We start from the raw sequence: 16069 nt of genomic DNA, 5'->3' as shown, positions 1-16069 counted from the left end.
TTTCCTTTCATTTTATTTAATGGTTAACAAAGTAAAGCCAATGAAAGAGTGATCCCGTTATTTTCCCTAAAACAAGCGCCATCAGTAAAACAAGGATATTATTCTCCATCCCTACTCGTTTTGAGAGAATGGGAAACACGTTGAGCACTTCTGTTAGGCCTGCTGCCAGCATGCCTACAAACATTCCAGCAGCAAGCCCGACCGGAACTGCTAAAAATGAAGGCAGATGTGCATGAGGCTGATGAAGGGTGAAAACAGATCCGGCAATGGCACCTGTTATCACTGCCCACTCATACAGCTGTACAAGATGATAAGACCGAGTCAGCTGGACCAGACGAGGAATAATTCCAAGCACGGAAATAAAAGCTACAAAACCACTTCCAACAGCCAGCCCCCCTGCTAATCCAACGAGAATTGCCAGTAACGGTTCAATAGTCATCTTACAGTTTTTCTTTTTCGGTCATGATTACGTAGCGATCCATATCTTGCTGATAATTGAACATTTCCACTTCAAGGGGACTTGGCTCTTCGTTTATTCTCTTGCGGAATAAATGATTAAAAAATAAAATCATTCCAAGCCCAAGCCCAAAGGAATACGGAATTTGCAGAAGCCAGGGTGCTGATACTTCATTTCCGGTAATGATCGTAAAAATTTTCTGATGAACTTCCAGCATGCTCACGTCTTCATGAAAATTCATAATGGCAAGTCCTGCTCCAACAAACAGAAGAAACCAAACAAAGGATACAAAAAGAAGAGATGGAGGGCGCTTCCCCCGGTCGACTTCTATAATCGTGTTCACCGGGCCAAGAGACTGAACGTCAAGGTCAGGATGCCGGGTTCGAAGGAGGAAAAGCACGTCCATAATGTCTATCACCACGTGGGTTTTATCTGCTTTGGTTACTTGATAAAGTACGAGATCTCCCATCGCCGTTTTAATCTTTTCCTGACCTTCCAGATAAGCAACATCTTTGACCTGCACTCGTTCGTTCAGTTTCTTTTGGATTCTGCTTTTAAGCTTTATATAAATGATTTCATCCAAAGTTGTTCCTCCTCTCAGGAGATCTTAGTTGTTTTTAGTATGAACGCCTTTTTTTTCCTCATTCTAAAATCGAGTAAATACTTCATCTTACTAAGAAGAAATCTCTAAGAAGGACGCCCCCCGTTCTTACGATGAAAAAATGATATTTGTTGTGAAAACACAAAAAGCCGGATGGTTTATTCATCCATCCGGCTTTTTATTTTATCCAATATTTTCTTTTCTAAACGAGAAACCTGAACCTGGGAGATACTAAGTCTTCTTGCCACTTCTGCTTGTGTTTGATCCTTAAAATAACGAAGATACACAATCAGCCTTTCTCTTTCTTCAAGATGGCTTACCGCCTCATGAAGAGCAATCTTATCAAACCATTTCTGTTCATTTTCATCTGAAATCTGATCCATAAGCGTGATAGGATCACCGTCATTTTCATAGACGGTCTCGTGCAGGGAAGAAAGTGATCTTGTCGCTTCATTGGCAAACACTATCTCCTCAGGTGCAATCTCTAAAGCAGCAGCAATTTCATTCACAGTAGGGGTCCGTCCCAATTCCTTTGTCATTTCTTCCTTTTTCTTTCTGATCTTATTATTTAATTCCTTTAAGGAACGACTCACCTTCACCGTGCCATCATCTCTGATAAATCTTTGAATTTCCCCGATAATCATCGGCACAGCATAAGTGGAAAATTTAACATCGTAACTTAAATCAAATTTGTCTACAGATTTAATTAAACCAATGCAGCCAATTTGAAAAAGATCATCTGCTTCATAACCTCTGTTCATAAAACGCTGGACCACTGACCAGACAAGACGGGTGTTACTATTAACAATCAACTCTCTTGCCTCAAAATCACCTTTTTGGCTTTTCGCTATCAGTTCCCTCAGCTTAGCATCACTCAACTGTTTATTCTTTTTTACTTCTGTCCCCATGGCGCTGCCCCTTAATTGCAAAACGCTTTGGTTTTAGATAAATGCTTTTTTAAATAAACAGTGGTCCCCAATCCTGGTTCTGAGGTCACTTCTACTAAGTCCATAAAATTTTCCATGATCGTAAAACCCATTCCTGACCGTTCTAAGTCAGGTTTTGTGGTATACAATGGCTCCCTTGCTTTATCAACGTTTCCAATCCCTTGTCCGTCGTCTTTTATCGTAAGTTCCACTGTATCTTCCTCAAGTTTAGCCATAATAATAACCGTGCCTGCAGGATTTTCACCATATCCATGAATAATCGAGTTCGTGACTGCTTCGGATACTACTGTTTTAATCTCAGTTAACTCTTCCATCGTTGGATCCAGCTGTGTCACAAAAGCTCCGACAGTAACTCTGGCAAAAGATTCGTTTTCACTAACAGCGGAAAACTCAAGTCTCATTTCATTTTTCACTGTTACGCCACCCCCAAAGTTCGTAAAGCATCAAATTCTCCTTCTTCCAAGCGCAAAACTTTAAAAAGCCCTGACATTTCAAACAGTCTTTTCACAGGAGGAGAAATGTCACATACAACCATTTGTCCCCCTTTATTTATCACTTGTTTATACCTTCCCAAAATGACTCCGATTCCCGAACTGTCCATAAAGGTCAAGTCTTCCAGGTTTAAAAGAATATGCTTTATTTCTTCAGGCTCGTACGCTCGTTCCACCTTATTTCTCACATCATGGGCAGTATGGTGATCTAATTCCCCACATAAACGGACACAAAGTACGTCTCCTTTTCGTTCTAAATCAATCGAAAGGCTCATCGGCTCTCACTCCCATTTCATTCTTGATAAACACTAGCATCTTTCTGAAACATATATTCTCCCTACACCTTCCTCTTCCTTTCCCACTGACAAAACTAGTGGCAAATCGTGTAAAGAAGAAGCTATTCGCTTTCCTTTTCATTACTGCCTGCATCTATGCCGGACATCTTCGCCAAAGTTCGTTTAAACAATCCCCACCACGTGGCTTCTTTTATATCTTCACGTGCGACAATATCCGTTTCTGCCAATATTTCTCCATCTTTTTCTACTACAAATTTCCCGATCGTTTCTCCCTTTTTAATCGGTGCTTTTAAATTCTTGTTCATCTCAACTTTTTCACTTATATCTTCAAGCTTCAGGCCTTTTTGAATCAGAAGGCTTATCCTGCTTCCTAACACTCCAGTCACATGGGAGGCATCCCCTTTTTCCACTGCTGCACGATCTATGACGTGGTCCTTATCGTAAAGAGGCTGGATATCATAATGGTTGAAAGCGTAATCAAGGAGCGATGTTGTCTGACTGTTTCTTGTTTTGGGTGTTGTGGCTCCCATTATTACTGAAATCACGCGCATATTCTGCTTTTTCGCAGTTGCAACCAAGCCGTATTTAGCTTCTTGAGTAAACCCCGTTTTTAACCCGTCCACTCCTGGATAAAATTTTACAAGCCTGTTTGTGTTTACCAGCCAAAATTCATCATCTGTTCCCTGTCTTAAGTAGTCTTCATATATTCCGGTAAAAGATGTGATTTTCTCATGTTTTAACAGCTCTCTAGCCATTAAAGCCAGATCCTTTGCACTCGTGTAATGATTCTCAACAGGCAGGCCGTTAGTGTTCGTAAAGTGAGTATTTTCAAGGCCCAGTTCCTCAGCCCTTTTATTCATCATCTCTACAAACTTTTCCTCTGACCCGCCAATATGTTCAGCCATTGCCACAGAAGCATCATTTCCAGAAGCAACGGCAATTCCTTTCAGCATATCCCTTACAGTCATTTCTTCACCAGGCTCAAGAAAGATCTGTGATCCTCCCATTGAAGCCGCATACTCACTCGTTACTACTTTATCTTCATAGTCAATTTTTCCTTCGTCTATCGCTTCCATAATTAAGAGCATGGTCATAATTTTTGTCATGCTCGCCGGAGGCAGGGACTCCTCACTGTTTTTCTCATATAATACTCTACCTGTATCTGCTTCCATCAAAATAGCAGCTGCGGCCTCTTCTGCAAGCTCAGCTTGTTTCTCCTCTGCGAACGCATGTTGAGAAACGGATAAGACTAGCAAACAAGCAAGAAATATAGATGCACTTCTTTTTAATAATCCCCTCATAGTACAGGACCTCCAGATTTTTTATTACTAGAGTTTCCATAAATTTCTTCTTTCATACTGCCAGGACAATGGAAGGATAAAAAAATTCCTATCCTTTAGAAAGGATAGGAATTCGTTAGATTATTCAATGGTATCATAAATTAAAGAAGGGGCTGAGGCAGGCTTCTGTTCAATCTCATACGCTCTATTAATCATATCTTTGACAGCTTCATTATCATCTTTATTTGTATGAAGAACGGCCAAAGTCTCTCCATGCTTCACAGAATCCCCAATTTTCTTTACTAGTTCAACTCCTACTGCATGGTCTATTTTATCTTCCTTTGTCGCTCTGCCTGCACCTAGTACCATTGCTGCCCTTCCAATTAAAGCGGCATCCATTCGATGGACAAAGCCTTCTGTATCAGCTTTTACCTCAATGAAAGAGGAAGCTGTAACAAGGGTCTCCGGTCTTTCAACGGAAGCCGGATCTCCCCCCTGTGCTTCAATGAAAGTCTTCATTTTTTCCAAAGCTTTTCCGTTTTGAATCACTTGCTCAAGCATGGTCCTAGCTTCATGAACAGTGTCTGCTTTTCCTCCCAGCACTACCATGTGGCTTCCAAGTGTAAGACAAAGCTCATGAAGATCTTCCGGGCCTTCACCTTTTAGCGTATCAATAGCTTCTTTGACCTCAAGTGCATTGCCGACAAGGCGGCCCAGTGGCTGATTCATATCACTAATGACTGCCATTGTCTGTCGCCCCAGAGAGTTACCAATATCAACCATTGCTTTCGCCAGCTTTCTTGCATCTTCCACCTTGTCCATAAAAGCACCTGAGCCTGCCTTAACGTCTAAGACAATCGCATCGGCTCCGGCTGCAATTTTTTTACTCATTACCGAGCTTGCAATCAGGGGAATCGAATCAACAGTAGCCGTTACGTCTCTGAGCGAATAAAGTTTTTTATCAGCAGGTGTCAGGTTTCCAGATTGTCCGGCGAGAGCAATTTTGTTTTCGTTCACAAGACGAATAAACTCCTCACGCTCTATTTCTGTCCGAAAGCCATTGAAGGCTTCCAATTTATCAATGGTGCCTCCTGTATGGCCCAGCCCCCGTCCTGACATCTTTGCAACTGGAACACCAAGGGCGGCCACTAGTGGCCCAAGGACCAAAGTAGTCTTGTCTCCTACTCCTCCAGTAGAATGCTTATCTACTTTAATTCCTTCAATTTCCGTCAGATTTAGTTGATCTCCTGAGGCTGCTATTTCATAAGTCAGCGTCGCCGCCTCTTGCTGAGTCATTCCTTTAAAATAAATGGCCATGGCAAAAGCAGAAGCCTGGTAATCTGGGATTTCCCCTCGGCTGTAGCCTTCAACAAACCACTTAATCTCTTCATTTGTAAGGGTTTCCCCATCTCTTTTTTTTGCAATGATATCTACCATACGCATAGTAAATCGTCCCCCTCTCTCCCTATGGCATTGTCTTTAATACTTCTTTAATGAGAGAAATAAAACGAGGCTTCGTCTTCGTCGCCGTTTCTATTACTTCTTCGTGGCTTACACCTTCAATTTCTTCACCGATTGCCATATCTGTGATACAGGAAATGCCCAAAACTTTCTGTCCTCCATGTCGTGCGACAATTACTTCAGGAACCGTGGACATCCCTACGACATCTCCTCCAAGCCTACGAAGCATAATAAGTTCTGCGCCAGTCATAAAAGCAGGACCTGAGATTCCGGCGTACACACCTTTTTGTATGGAAATTCCCAGCTTGTCAGCTGCCCTCTGAGCTACTTCCTGTAAACCTTTTTCATAAGCCTGACTCATATCTGGAAAACGCGGTCCTAACTCCTCATCATTTGGCCCAATGAGAGGATTGGCCCCTGTCATATTTAGATGATCTTCAATTACCATAAGATCTCCAGGCTTAAACGAAGGATTCATTCCGCCGCAAGCATTCGTAACAATAATCGTTTCTACCCCCAGCTCTTTCATGACGCGGACAGGAAACGTCACTTCTTGCATACTGTAGCCTTCATAATAATGAAAACGTCCTTGCATCGCTACAACGTCTTTTCCCTCGAGAGTCCCCCCGGCTAGTCTTCCTGCATGTCCTTCCACTGTAGAAACAGGAAAATGAGGAATGGATTGGTACTCTACGTAGATCGCATCCTCTATTTCTTCTGCAAGATCACCAAGTCCTGATCCTAAAATGAGCCCCACTTTTGGATTTACGCTAAATTGTTCTTTAAGATAAGACGCAGCTTCCTTTACTTTGGCAGACATATTCATTTATAGTTCCTCCTCATTCATTCGTCCAATAATCCCTTTCATAAGAGACAGAAATTCTTCTCTCACTTTTTCAGTTGTTTCCATAACTTCGTCGTGGCTTAGAGGCTGATTGAGTATGCCTGCAGCCATGTTAGAAATGCAGGAAATGCCGAGTACTCTCAAACCGCCATGTCTGGCAGCCAGAACCTCAGGGACCGTAGACATCCCTACGGCATCGCCTCCGAGAGTCCTTGCCATTTTCACTTCAGCAGGCGTTTCATATGCAGGGCCCGTATTGCCTATGTACACGCCCTCACGAATAGACATGTTCAGGGATTGAGCAGTTTCTTTTGCCACTGCCCTTAGTTTCTCGTCATAGGCAGAAGAAAGGTCTGGAAAACGAGGACCCAGCTCTTCATTATTTTTCCCCATTAGAGGATTATCCCCCATAAGGTTAATATGATCCTTGATAATCATCAAATCTCCGGCCTCAAAGGATTCATTTACTCCGCCGGCTGCATTTGTCACCAGCAGCGTTTCTACGCCCAGATTCTTCATTACTCGTACGGGAAAAGTCACTTCTTTCATCGCATAGCCTTCATAAAAATGAAATCTCCCTTGCATAGCCACCACAGGGAGACCTCTTAGTCTGCCAAAAACCAGTTGACCGGCGTGTCCTTCAACAGTTGGAACAGGAAATCCTGGAATCTTGCTATAAGGAATGACAATTCTCTCTTCAATTTCATCAGCCAGCACCCCAAGACCGGACCCTAAAATTAAGCCTGCCTTGGGTGTTTCTTGAATCTGTCCACGCAAAAAAGAAAATGCTTCTTTTTGTTTCATTTCTTCACTCATGGCCTTACTCATCCTTTCTTAGAGCGGATAAAAAACTCGTTCCATGGGAAGGAGCTTTCAATGTAAAATTTTCAGCAATTGTAGCGCCTACATCAGCAAATGTCTTTCTCACGCCAAGGTCCTGTCCCCCTGAATGAGAAGGGGAATATGCGATTAAGGGCACTACTTCTCTCGTATGATCTGTACCATGGTGTGTCGGATCATTTCCATGATCAGCGGTAAGTAACAGGAGATCATCACTTTTTAAAGCTTCCAGTAACTCCGGCAGCTGGCGGTCAAATTCCTCAAGGGCTTTTGCGTATCCATCTACATCTCGGCGATGCCCAAATTTAGCATCGAAATCTACAAGGTTCAAAAAGCTCAGTCCTGTAAAGTCACGGTTTGCTGTTTCAACGATCTTATCCATTCCGTCATTATTCGAAGTTGTCCGCAAGGATTCAGTGATCCCCTCTCCATCATAAATATCGCTGATCTTCCCTATGGCTAAACTGTCAAATCCTTGGTCTGCCAGGTCATTCATAACTGTTCTGCCAAAAGGCTTTAATGCATAGTCATGACGATTTGCTGTACGCTCAAAAGCTCCTGGTTCACCAATAAACGGACGAGCAATCACTCTTCCTATCATATAGGGAGGTTCGTAAGTAAGTTTTCTGGCTTTTTCGCATATCTCAAAGAGCTCTTTTACAGGAACAATCTCTTCATGAGCCGCAATTTGAAGCACAGAGTCTGCGGACGTATAAACAATTAAATCACCTGTCTCCATATGCTCCTTGCCTAATTCTTTGATAATCTCTGTTCCTGAGGCTACTTTATTACCGATTATCTTTCTTCCTGTTTTCTTTTCAAGCTGTTTAATCAGCCCTTCATCAAATCCATCAGGAAACGTTCGAAACGGCTCGTCTATTCTCAGTCCCATAATCTCCCAGTGGCCTGTCATCGTGTCTTTTCCTCTTGAGGCTTCTTCCATAATCCCAAAAGAAGCAAGAGGAGCATCTATTTTACGGATCCCCGTCGTTTCCTTAATCCACCCAAGTCCTAGTTTTTCCATATTTGGCATAGAAAGACCGCCTGTTTTCTCATCAATGTGGCCGAGGGTGTCAGCTCCTACGTCATTGAATTCGGCAGCATCTGGAGCTTCCCCTATCCCTACTGAGTCCATCACAATTAAGAAGACTCTCTTAAAAGGTATATTTTCCGCCATATCATTTCCTCCTTTATGTACTGTTTATTCTCCCTTTTCATTGCTTTGTAAGCAAACCAAAAGCCCCCATAAGAATACCTCTCTTATCAAAGGGCCTGAAATAGAATCTTTGTTTATTTTGAGCCTGTCCTTTTCTTTTATGCTCTGGGATGGTACGAACTGTAAATATCTTTTAGTTTTTTGTTTGATATGTGTGTATAAATTTGTGTGGTTGAGATATCAGCATGCCCAAGCATCTCTTGTACCGCTCTCAGATCTGCACCATTTTCCAGCAAGTGAGTGGCAAATGAATGACGAAGAGTATGAGGGGTCAGCGCTTTTGTTATATTTGCTTTGTCGGCTATTCCTCTTAATATTTTCCAAAAGCCTTGTCGTGATAAAGGGTTCCCGTGATGATTTACGAATAACTGCTCGTGTGGTTTTTCTTTTGCTAATCCAGGACGTGCTTTTTGCAAATAGATTTCTAGAGCTTCAATTGCAACTTTTCCTAACGGAATAATTCTTTCCTTGTTTCCTTTTCCCGTGCAGCGGACAAACCCCATTGATAAATGAATATCGCCTTTTTTTAATTCACACATTTCAGAAACTCGCAGGCCTGTAGCATAAAGAAGTTCAAGCATCGCCCGGTTTCTCCTGGAAAAATCATCAGCTCCGCCAGTTGCATCTAATAATAACTCTACTTCTGTGGTTGATAGCACCTCGGGAAGCTTCTTGTCCCCTTTAGGTGTTTCTATCAGCTCTGAAGGGTCACTGGAAGCCGTTTTTTCTCTCAGCAAAAATTGATGAAGCGCCCTTATGGAAGACGTGGTCCTGGCCAGCGTGGCCTGGGATCTTCCTTTTTCTTTCAATAGATAGAGGAATTCCGTAATGTCAGCTCGTCGTACTTCATCCCAAGTTGCGATGTTGTTTCCTTCTTTTAAAAATAAAAGGTAAGCCTTTAAATCTCTTTTATACGAATTGACAGTGTTTTCACTCAATCCTCGTTCTACTTTTATGTAATGGAGAAAATCATCTACCCCATGCTCCATTAAATTCCCCCCTTGTCATTCCCCGTGCCGGTAAAAAAACAGTAGACGTTCCAGCCAGACTGACGGTCCTGGTTCTTCAAACATTTCTATCACTTTTACTGCCCTTCCCTGGGGCTCTTCAAACCTATGATCGCTTTCATACTCTGCACTTATCCATAGAATACCATAATAAAAAAATGTCGTGCACATTGCAAAGACAAGAAATACTTTAACAGCATCAACCATGGGGCTAAACCACTTTCTCATATTATTCACCTCTAAAAAAGCATGCTTAATTTCAAGCTATGCCTAAATAGATAAGAAATATACATGAGACAGCTATCTTACTGAAAAATCTTTATGTATAAGAAAATTATATCCTTCCAGCTGCTATAGGAAGGCTTTCTATGTCTTATATAAACCAAAAAATAAAAACCTCTTCCTTAAATGAAAAGGTTTTTATCGGATTTTGGTTTTACTATCCTTTTCTTCGGTTTTCTCCGCTTTTTTCTCTGGGTCTGATTTATTATTGCAGCGGTGGCAGATTCCGTGGAAGGTTAATCGGTGATCTTTGATTTGAAAGTTCCAGTTCCTCTCAACGACATTTTCTACATCACCGAGAAGATCCTCTTGAATTTCATCCACTGCCCCACATTCTATACATACAAGATGATGATGGAAGTGAGCAGCTCCTTCTTTTCTCAAGTCATAACGGGAAACTCCGTCCCCAAAGTTAATCTTATCTACCACTTCAAGCTCATTTAAAAGCTCAAGGGTACGGTATACGGTAGCCAAACCGATTTCAGGAGATTTTTCTTTGACAAGCAGATATACATCTTCTGCGCTTAAATGATCCTCTTCATGTTCTAGAAGGACTCTCACTGTAGCTTCTCGTTGAGGCGTAAGCTTGTAGCTTTGCGCATGAAGCTGCTTCTTAATGCGGTCTATCCGGTTTTCCATTGACATTCCCCTCCCCCTGGTGACCATTCACGATTAATTATAATCTCAGGATAAGAGAGTGTCAAATGATAATTAAAATCATTATCACATTATAACTATTACAATTAAATTTTAGTAATTAACCTGCTGTCCAGTCTATAATGATTTTCATTAAAGAGGGTGACAGAAATGCTTCAATACTTGAAGCAAAAGCAAGCAGCATAAGGGAGACACCCATATACAAACACGATTTCATAAACATAGGAAAGATAGGCTCATAATTTGTTTTTAAGAATTGATGTCTGATCAATTTAAGTGAGAATGCCAAAGAAATTGCAGCCACAAAAATATAAACAGGTACAACAATCAGGTTTTGAGGGAGCACTGAAACAAATGACATGGCAAAACCCGGGATACCCATTTGATTCACCAGGAAACCTACGGTAAAACCGACAACGATCCCTTTTAAAAACAACAATAATAATATAAATGGCAGACCGATCACAGATAAGCCTAAAAGCCACATAAGCCCTGCATATTTAGCGTAGTGAGAGAAGCTTTGTTTAAACATATCACTTGCTGTGGCATAGCTTCCTTCACTGACTTGTCCAAAAAATTGGTTCAGATACATATATAAATCATGTTTTTGTGTCAAGCTCAAGCTGTTTACTACAATAGCTCCAAACACAATACCCATGAGAAAGAGAACAGTGACAAACAAATAGAGCGACCGATGCTCTTCTATATGCTGATAAGCAGACCTGGCCAGCTTTCTCTTCATAGAATTCTCCCCCTCTCGTCTCTGTTTCTGTCTCTACTCTATGAGAGTTATCCAAAAACTATGACTCAAGGAAGTACGCGATTTCGATTGCTAGGTATGCCTACACTGTTTTCACTGTCTTGATTATGAATTTTTTATGGCCATCTAATTTGTGAGACAGTGGACTGACAAATTACCATGCCCGCTTAACCAGGATAAGCGGGCACAATACAGGCAGGAAACTACCTGGTCAGAAATACACAAAAAGCTTGGTGAGAGAAGGGAAACAAGAGAAAGTTCACAGAAAAAACAAGCATTAACAGAGCCTTAACTTCAAAAACTGCAGAGCATAAGCTGTTTTTGCATCATGAATTTCCTGCTTTTCCATCAGGTCTTCTGCTTCCTCAAGGGTAACTTCCATTACATCTACAAATTCATCCTCATCGGTCCCGGCAGTCCCTGCCAATAACCCCTTTGCTTCATAAATATGTACCAATTCATCGGCAAAACCAGGAGAGGTATAAAACGAAGTGATTTTTTGGAATTCCTTAGCCTTATAGCCTGTCTCTTCTTCTAATTCCCGGGCAACTGTCACTGAAGGATCCTCTCCTTCTTCTAGCTTTCCAGCCGGAATTTCTACTAAGTGCTTTTCTAAAGGCTTTCGAAACTGTCGGACTAATACAAGCTTGTTATCCTCGGTTAGAGCGATAACCGCCACGGCTCCAGGGTGGTTAATTACTTCCCGTTTTCCATCCTTGCCATTAGGAAGTCTTACATCTAAAAGATTCAGATCTACTATCTTCCCTTTATATATATTTGTAGATTTAACAGTTTCCTCATACAGATGATCCTTCATTTTTCTTCCCCCTTATGTATAAAAAACCCCAATTTTACATACAGTTTATCATAAAATGAATAAAGGAGCTGTGGATATGAAAGTTTATATCACTCCACGCCACATTAGAATTGTCGGTAAAGCATGGGAAGTGACTCAATATTTAAAAGCTGCCTCACGCACTCATAAAACAATGGCTGAATGGGGGAGTAAAAACTAATCCCTACCCTGCCACAGCGAAAGCCGCTGACAGGCAGGATAAATAAAACGGCGGATCATCTTCTATTGGTCTCCCCATTGTTGTAAGAGTAAGAGGATAATCTTTTTTCCACTCTTTCCACTTAAGCTCAAGCTCGTCAACCGCCTGCCATAACACTTTGATGTGCTTATTTTTTTTCATGAGAAGAGTGCTTTGCTGATAGATCACTTCGTGTTTCTCTTTAGAAAGGTAAGGCAGTGCCAGGAGAGAGTAAGCCAAGGTGAAATCCTGTAAAGGTGTAAGGGTGTGATGACTGATTCCACTATGCCGTTTCCTTTTGTCCTGAAAGGAAATCCGTGCTGTCCATACAGGGATGCCTTCCAATGCCCCAACCAGGTTGGCCCAATTAGCCAATGACAGCCCGCTGAAACCCCATGGTGTGTTGGTGCCAGTAGTTCCAGGTCCCATGGAAATGATCATATAATCTGCGTTATATTTAACCGACAGCCATTGCAAAGCATTAGGTATAGTGGTGGCTTCTTCCTTTCCTCCAAAAGCCTGCCCCACGGTTATGGTTTTTACCCCTTCCCAGTCTTTCATTACACTTAGATGGCTGCTCATACTTAAAGGCAGCGAAGCTTCATCAGATAACACAACCCCAATTTTACTTTTAGGCCTTAGAGCTATTAAGGCTCCAACTAACACAGGAATCATGCTGTGCAGCTCTGCTAGTAGGATCTTTTTTCCTTTTAAAGTAAATGGCTGTTGAAAGATCCAATGATCCGGATGCTCAGGATCGTCCACTGAAAGTACACTATGCTGGGAAGGAAGATATCTGGCTTTCATAATATGTCCTTTTCCCGTGAGTGAAACAGCTGAGTCTGATACGAGAGAAGTCACAATATCCCAGCCCCCAGTTCCCAGTTTTAAGGAAGAAGCAGTGGTGTTTATTTTTACTTTGTCTCCCACATGTACTTTTGGAAGAAAGGATAAAAAAACCAAAGCTTTCCCGCTGCCATGATCCGTTGCAATACGTTGACATCCATTGTTTTCCTCAAGGATGGAAAGAACTGTTGCGAATCTTTCTTCATACATCCTGCTCGCTCCTTTCTGTCTTACACTCGTACTTTATGTATATGAAAAGTAATATATCCAGGAAACGAGACAAAAATTGACTGGCATGAGTCCGGTTCAGTACCTTTTTCACACCAGCCAATTGACTGGGAGCAATAAACTCTACCTTTCAAGGGGTATCACCAAACTTTATTGGGGTCATTTCCTAAAAAAGACATTTGCTCCAAAAAAGCGACCGGAAAACGAGGAGAAATTGACCTTTACTAAGCCGTTTATAATAGCTCCAGAACTTTCTGTTCAAGCAATTCATAACTAACCTCACCAGGAATCTTGTCCACTATGATTCCATCTTCATCAATTATATAGGTGGTTGGGAGGTATTGAATATTGTACATATCTGCTACGTCTCCCTCGACATCAATGACAGCCGGGGCTTCCGTCATATTATATTCCTCCACAAATCGCTGGGCGTCCTCCCTCGTACGTTCATAAGAATTCATATTAATTGTAAGGACACTCACTCCTTCAGCATGGTAATCTTCATGTAGCTGAAGCAGATCCGGTATTTCCCTGGTGCATGGCTCACACCACGAAGCCCACATGTTCATAATAACAATATCTCCGCTATAGGAAGAAAGAGACCTCTCCTCCTCCGTCCATGTCGGCAAGGTAAAATCTACTGCTGCATTCCCAACTTCCACTCCTACTCTCTCTATGGTCAAATTTGTATACACCACAAACATTCCAGCAACTCCAGCAACAATGAGTATAAACATCGTCAGCTTTTTTTTCATCATTACCCCACCTTATAAGGTCTAATTTTTTATATTTTTAAAAGTAAGCATCGTTTCTTTCATACCTCTGATACCCTACTAATATAGTAGAGGAAAGTCCACCTTTAAACTGTTGGACAAGTATGGTGGTCTCAGGAAAAAACTTCATAAATTTAATCTATCCGTTGGTACCTATATCTGCTAAAATAACAGAGATAACAAGAGGAGTGAAGAGATAAATGAGTTGGTATGAAGCTTTAATATTTGGTATTGTTCAAGGATTATCAGAATTTCTGCCTATTTCCAGTACAGCCCATATCGTCATTACACAGATGGTTTTTGGCTATACCTTTCCCGGCCTTTCGTTTGAAATCTTCTTACATATAGGTTCAATTCTTGCTGTTCTTTTATATTTTCGAAAAGATGTGGTCGAGGTCGTCACAGGATTCTTTGCTTTCTTAACTACAAGGGCTTCTCACCACAGAACCTCTTTTTTCTTTGCAATTTATATTCTTGTTGCTACCTTTCTTACCGGTTTTCTTGGCTTGCTTTTAAATGACCTTGTCTCAGACATTATGAAAACCCCGCCATTTATTGCAGGGGCTTTAGCGACTACGGGGCTATTTCTTATTTTAATAGAAAGATTCCACAAATACGGTTCACGAACTGAAAAAGATATGACATTTTTGGATTCAATTTTTGTGGGCCTCGGTCAGACTTTAGCAGTCCTTCCGGGAATTTCAAGATCAGGTGCTACTTTAATTACAGCTCTGTACTGCGGTTTAAATAGAGATACAGCTGTCCGTTACTCTTTTTTACTTTCAATACCCGTCATTTTAGGTTCTTCCGTGTTAGCCTTCGACGACATTGGCGGAGGAGCGTTTGCGTCAATAGGTACAGGTAATTTAATCATTGCTTTCATTGCTTCCTTTATATTTTCATGGATAGGAATTGTCTGGCTCATCGGATTCCTTAAAAAAAGCAAACTGATCTATTTTGCCATTTATTGTTTTGTTCTAGCTGTATTTGTTGTAACCCAGCTGGATCCAACAGTTGTTATTGATGTAGAATAGATAAAGCCAAGAAGCCGGGACAAAACCCAGCGAAAGAGAAGAGCCCTCACCATCGGCGGTGAGAGCTTTTTTGTTTTCAGTATTCTAGTAGTTGCTTGTTCAAAAATACACTCGCTTGCACCTAAAGGTACAAGTGCGACATCCGTTCAGCTTCATTTCATTCGCTTTCACGGTGTCTTCTATGCAGCGGGCAAGGCTTCAGCTAGCCGGGTTAGATCGCCCCGGCGGATCTTTAGCTCTTGCTTTTCCGGCAGGCGTCTCGTGATTTTTGCACCATCAACGAATATATACACAAAAAGGATACCTTCTGATAAAGTTACATCACCACAACCTAACAGAATCGGAGGTATCCTTATGTGTAAAGACTATAACATGAATCAAACCGTTTTGCCGATGGGCCTGCCCTATAAGCTTCAGGAAAATGATATGGCTTTTGCCGTCAATGATCTCGTGGAAACCATAGGATGTCGTTCCTGCGATAGAACGGGATAGCCTTGAGGAGTTATCTTCCGAAAAACTCAAAGAGGTCGCTAAGGAGCTGAGTGAAAGCAGCCGATGGTGCGAAGGTGCGCAAGCTACTCCGAGCAGAAAGGAACACCTAAACAGTACCTCAAAACGTTCGAGGATTTGTTAGGAGCAAACACAAGTACAAGCAGAATCTTGCGATCCTAGGAGAACAAAAACCTTTACTTGGGACGTGTTTTTTGGAAGAGAAAACAGGTGAAGCGTAAGATTGATGTAGAACCTGTCTTCGGATTTCTGAAGGCTAATTTCCATTTCACCCGAATGTCTGTGAGAGGCAAAGAGCAGGTTAAAAACGAAAATTCACTATGATGGCGGTGAACTTGAGAAAGTACACCTTTCGACAAGCTCATCAACCTATTTTAGATCAACAAAACGTGCCAACTATCTAAAAGCTATAATTGGCACCGTTTTTACTTTCCAGAGACCGCTTTGTACCAGCCTCTTTCTTGTCTCCAGTATTCCAGTGAGATTAAAAAGGAGCTGTCTCAAA

At 41.6% G+C, this 16069-nt stretch carries 20 protein-coding genes and 1 pseudogene; 4 read left to right on the top strand and 17 right to left on the bottom strand.

Annotated features, from left to right (window positions below):
- Window positions 1–16: 16 nt before the first annotated feature.
- The 15 genes from CEF17_RS04505 to CEF17_RS04435 all read right to left on the bottom strand — a co-directional run bounded on the left by CEF17_RS04505 (window position 17) and on the right by CEF17_RS04435 (window position 11956).
- The gene (locus CEF17_RS04505) at window positions 17–439 is read right to left on the bottom strand and encodes a stage V sporulation protein AB (RefSeq protein ID WP_100398470.1); all 423 of its coding nucleotides are present in this window, start codon (window positions 437–439) and stop codon (window positions 17–19) included.
- A gap of 1 nt (window position 440) precedes the next feature.
- A complete protein-coding gene (locus CEF17_RS04500) occupies window positions 441–1040 on the bottom strand; it encodes a stage V sporulation protein AA (protein ID WP_100398469.1) in 600 nt (199 codons plus the stop codon).
- A gap of 176 nt (window positions 1041–1216) precedes the next feature.
- Window positions 1217–1966 carry an RNA polymerase sporulation sigma factor SigF gene (gene sigF / locus CEF17_RS04495; protein ID WP_100398468.1) on the bottom strand — a complete coding sequence of 250 codons (750 nt, stop codon included), beginning with the start codon at window positions 1964–1966 and terminating at the stop codon, window positions 1217–1219.
- An 11-nt stretch (window positions 1967–1977) separates the two neighbouring features.
- Entirely contained in the window at window positions 1978–2418 is a 441-nt protein-coding gene (spoIIAB, locus tag CEF17_RS04490) for an anti-sigma F factor (protein ID WP_100398467.1), read from the bottom strand.
- Window positions 2419–2420: 2 nt separating this feature from the next.
- Window positions 2421–2771 (bottom strand): anti-sigma F factor antagonist, encoded by a 351-nt coding sequence (gene spoIIAA / locus CEF17_RS04485; RefSeq protein ID WP_100398466.1) that lies wholly within the window; start codon window positions 2769–2771, stop codon window positions 2421–2423.
- A gap of 122 nt (window positions 2772–2893) precedes the next feature.
- The gene (locus CEF17_RS04480) at window positions 2894–4093 is read right to left on the bottom strand and encodes a D-alanyl-D-alanine carboxypeptidase family protein (protein WP_100398465.1); all 1200 of its coding nucleotides are present in this window, start codon (window positions 4091–4093) and stop codon (window positions 2894–2896) included.
- 120 nt (window positions 4094–4213) lie between these two features.
- Window positions 4214–5515 carry a pyrimidine-nucleoside phosphorylase gene (locus CEF17_RS04475; protein WP_100398464.1) on the bottom strand — a complete coding sequence of 434 codons (1302 nt, stop codon included), beginning with the start codon at window positions 5513–5515 and terminating at the stop codon, window positions 4214–4216.
- A gap of 22 nt (window positions 5516–5537) precedes the next feature.
- Window positions 5538–6353, bottom strand: a complete 816-nt coding sequence (locus CEF17_RS04470) for a purine-nucleoside phosphorylase (RefSeq protein WP_442857446.1) — start codon at window positions 6351–6353, stop codon at window positions 5538–5540.
- A 6-nt stretch (window positions 6354–6359) separates the two neighbouring features.
- Window positions 6360–7193, bottom strand: a complete 834-nt coding sequence (locus CEF17_RS04465) for a purine-nucleoside phosphorylase (protein WP_100398462.1) — start codon at window positions 7191–7193, stop codon at window positions 6360–6362.
- A gap of 4 nt (window positions 7194–7197) precedes the next feature.
- The gene (gene deoB, locus CEF17_RS04460; protein WP_100398461.1) at window positions 7198–8394 is read right to left on the bottom strand and encodes a phosphopentomutase; all 1197 of its coding nucleotides are present in this window, start codon (window positions 8392–8394) and stop codon (window positions 7198–7200) included.
- A gap of 137 nt (window positions 8395–8531) precedes the next feature.
- Entirely contained in the window at window positions 8532–9422 is an 891-nt protein-coding gene (xerD, locus tag CEF17_RS04455) for a site-specific tyrosine recombinase XerD (protein ID WP_100398460.1), read from the bottom strand.
- Between the two features lie 15 nt (window positions 9423–9437).
- Entirely contained in the window at window positions 9438–9668 is a 231-nt protein-coding gene (locus CEF17_RS04450) for a YqzK family protein (RefSeq protein ID WP_100398459.1), read from the bottom strand.
- 192 nt (window positions 9669–9860) lie between these two features.
- Window positions 9861–10361 carry a ferric iron uptake transcriptional regulator gene (fur, locus tag CEF17_RS04445; protein ID WP_100400788.1) on the bottom strand — a complete coding sequence of 167 codons (501 nt, stop codon included), beginning with the start codon at window positions 10359–10361 and terminating at the stop codon, window positions 9861–9863.
- 118 nt (window positions 10362–10479) lie between these two features.
- The gene (gene spoIIM, locus CEF17_RS04440) at window positions 10480–11121 is read right to left on the bottom strand and encodes a stage II sporulation protein M (protein ID WP_100398458.1); all 642 of its coding nucleotides are present in this window, start codon (window positions 11119–11121) and stop codon (window positions 10480–10482) included.
- Window positions 11122–11416: 295 nt separating this feature from the next.
- On the bottom strand, window positions 11417–11956 hold the full coding sequence (locus tag CEF17_RS04435; RefSeq protein WP_100398457.1) for an NUDIX hydrolase: 540 nt from the start codon (window positions 11954–11956) through the stop codon (window positions 11417–11419).
- A gap of 76 nt (window positions 11957–12032) precedes the next feature.
- On the opposite strand from CEF17_RS04435, the gene mciZ reads away from it, so the two are divergent.
- Window positions 12033–12155 (top strand): Z-ring formation inhibitor MciZ, encoded by a 123-nt coding sequence (gene mciZ / locus CEF17_RS04430; protein WP_157842924.1) that lies wholly within the window; start codon window positions 12033–12035, stop codon window positions 12153–12155.
- Window positions 12156–12158: 3 nt separating this feature from the next.
- Here the strand turns inward: mciZ and CEF17_RS04425 are convergent, their stop codons facing one another.
- Both CEF17_RS04425 and CEF17_RS04420 read right to left on the bottom strand, forming a co-directional pair.
- Window positions 12159–13229 carry a DUF3866 family protein gene (locus CEF17_RS04425; protein ID WP_100398455.1) on the bottom strand — a complete coding sequence of 357 codons (1071 nt, stop codon included), beginning with the start codon at window positions 13227–13229 and terminating at the stop codon, window positions 12159–12161.
- Between the two features lie 251 nt (window positions 13230–13480).
- Window positions 13481–14002, bottom strand: a complete 522-nt coding sequence (locus CEF17_RS04420) for a TlpA family protein disulfide reductase (protein ID WP_157842923.1) — start codon at window positions 14000–14002, stop codon at window positions 13481–13483.
- A 218-nt stretch (window positions 14003–14220) separates the two neighbouring features.
- Here CEF17_RS04420 and CEF17_RS04415 point away from each other — a divergent pair, with 218 nt between their 5' ends.
- The 3 genes and pseudogenes from CEF17_RS04415 to CEF17_RS20990 form a co-directional block, all read left to right on the top strand.
- The gene (locus tag CEF17_RS04415) at window positions 14221–15054 is read left to right on the top strand and encodes an undecaprenyl-diphosphate phosphatase (protein ID WP_100398453.1); all 834 of its coding nucleotides are present in this window, start codon (window positions 14221–14223) and stop codon (window positions 15052–15054) included.
- 354 nt (window positions 15055–15408) lie between these two features.
- The gene (locus tag CEF17_RS19845) at window positions 15409–15546 is read left to right on the top strand and encodes a hypothetical protein (RefSeq protein WP_157842922.1); all 138 of its coding nucleotides are present in this window, start codon (window positions 15409–15411) and stop codon (window positions 15544–15546) included.
- A 231-nt stretch (window positions 15547–15777) separates the two neighbouring features.
- Window positions 15778–15968 (top strand): annotated as a pseudogene (locus CEF17_RS20990) (transposase); the annotation flags it as partial.
- Between the last annotated feature and the right edge of the window lie 101 nt (window positions 15969–16069).

The organism is Bacillus sp. FJAT-44742 (assembly GCF_002797315.1).
In the GTDB taxonomy this organism is placed as follows: Bacteria; Bacillota; Bacilli; order Bacillales; family Marinococcaceae; genus Thalassorhabdus; species Thalassorhabdus alkalitolerans.
Note: the sequence above shows the minus strand (reverse complement) of the source record. Positions and strands in the feature narration are given on the sequence as shown.

What these genes read in the sequence shown, in the direction of transcription:
- CEF17_RS04505 (WP_100398470.1), bottom strand. Translation starts at nt 439, where the DNA reads ATGACTATTGAACCGTTACTGGCAATTCTCGTTGGATTAGCAGGGGGG.
- sigF (WP_100398468.1), bottom strand. Translation starts at nt 1,966, where the DNA reads ATGGGGACAGAAGTAAAAAAGAATAAACAGTTGAGTGATGCTAAGCTG.
- spoIIAA (WP_100398466.1), bottom strand. Translation starts at nt 2,771, where the DNA reads ATGAGCCTTTCGATTGATTTAGAACGAAAAGGAGACGTACTTTGTGTC.
- CEF17_RS04480 (WP_100398465.1), bottom strand. Translation starts at nt 4,093, where the DNA reads ATGAGGGGATTATTAAAAAGAAGTGCATCTATATTTCTTGCTTGTTTG.
- CEF17_RS04475 (WP_100398464.1), bottom strand. Translation starts at nt 5,515, where the DNA reads ATGCGTATGGTAGATATCATTGCAAAAAAAAGAGATGGGGAAACCCTT.
- CEF17_RS04470 (WP_442857446.1), bottom strand. Translation starts at nt 6,353, where the DNA reads ATGTCTGCCAAAGTAAAGGAAGCTGCGTCTTATCTTAAAGAACAATTT.
- CEF17_RS04465 (WP_100398462.1), bottom strand. Translation starts at nt 7,193, where the DNA reads ATGAGTGAAGAAATGAAACAAAAAGAAGCATTTTCTTTTTTGCGTGGA.
- deoB (WP_100398461.1), bottom strand. Translation starts at nt 8,394, where the DNA reads ATGGCGGAAAATATACCTTTTAAGAGAGTCTTCTTAATTGTGATGGAC.
- xerD (WP_100398460.1), bottom strand. Translation starts at nt 9,422, where the DNA reads ATGGAGCATGGGGTAGATGATTTTCTCCATTACATAAAAGTAGAACGA.
- CEF17_RS04450 (WP_100398459.1), bottom strand. Translation starts at nt 9,668, where the DNA reads ATGAGAAAGTGGTTTAGCCCCATGGTTGATGCTGTTAAAGTATTTCTT.
- fur (WP_100400788.1), bottom strand. Translation starts at nt 10,361, where the DNA reads ATGGAAAACCGGATAGACCGCATTAAGAAGCAGCTTCATGCGCAAAGC.
- spoIIM (WP_100398458.1), bottom strand. Translation starts at nt 11,121, where the DNA reads ATGAAGAGAAAGCTGGCCAGGTCTGCTTATCAGCATATAGAAGAGCAT.
- CEF17_RS04435 (WP_100398457.1), bottom strand. Translation starts at nt 11,956, where the DNA reads ATGAAGGATCATCTGTATGAGGAAACTGTTAAATCTACAAATATATAT.
- mciZ (WP_157842924.1), top strand. Translation starts at nt 12,033, where the DNA reads ATGAAAGTTTATATCACTCCACGCCACATTAGAATTGTCGGTAAAGCA.
- CEF17_RS04425 (WP_100398455.1), bottom strand. Translation starts at nt 13,229, where the DNA reads ATGTATGAAGAAAGATTCGCAACAGTTCTTTCCATCCTTGAGGAAAAC.
- CEF17_RS04420 (WP_157842923.1), bottom strand. Translation starts at nt 14,002, where the DNA reads ATGAAAAAAAAGCTGACGATGTTTATACTCATTGTTGCTGGAGTTGCT.
- CEF17_RS04415 (WP_100398453.1), top strand. Translation starts at nt 14,221, where the DNA reads ATGAGTTGGTATGAAGCTTTAATATTTGGTATTGTTCAAGGATTATCA.
- CEF17_RS19845 (WP_157842922.1), top strand. Translation starts at nt 15,409, where the DNA reads ATGTGTAAAGACTATAACATGAATCAAACCGTTTTGCCGATGGGCCTG.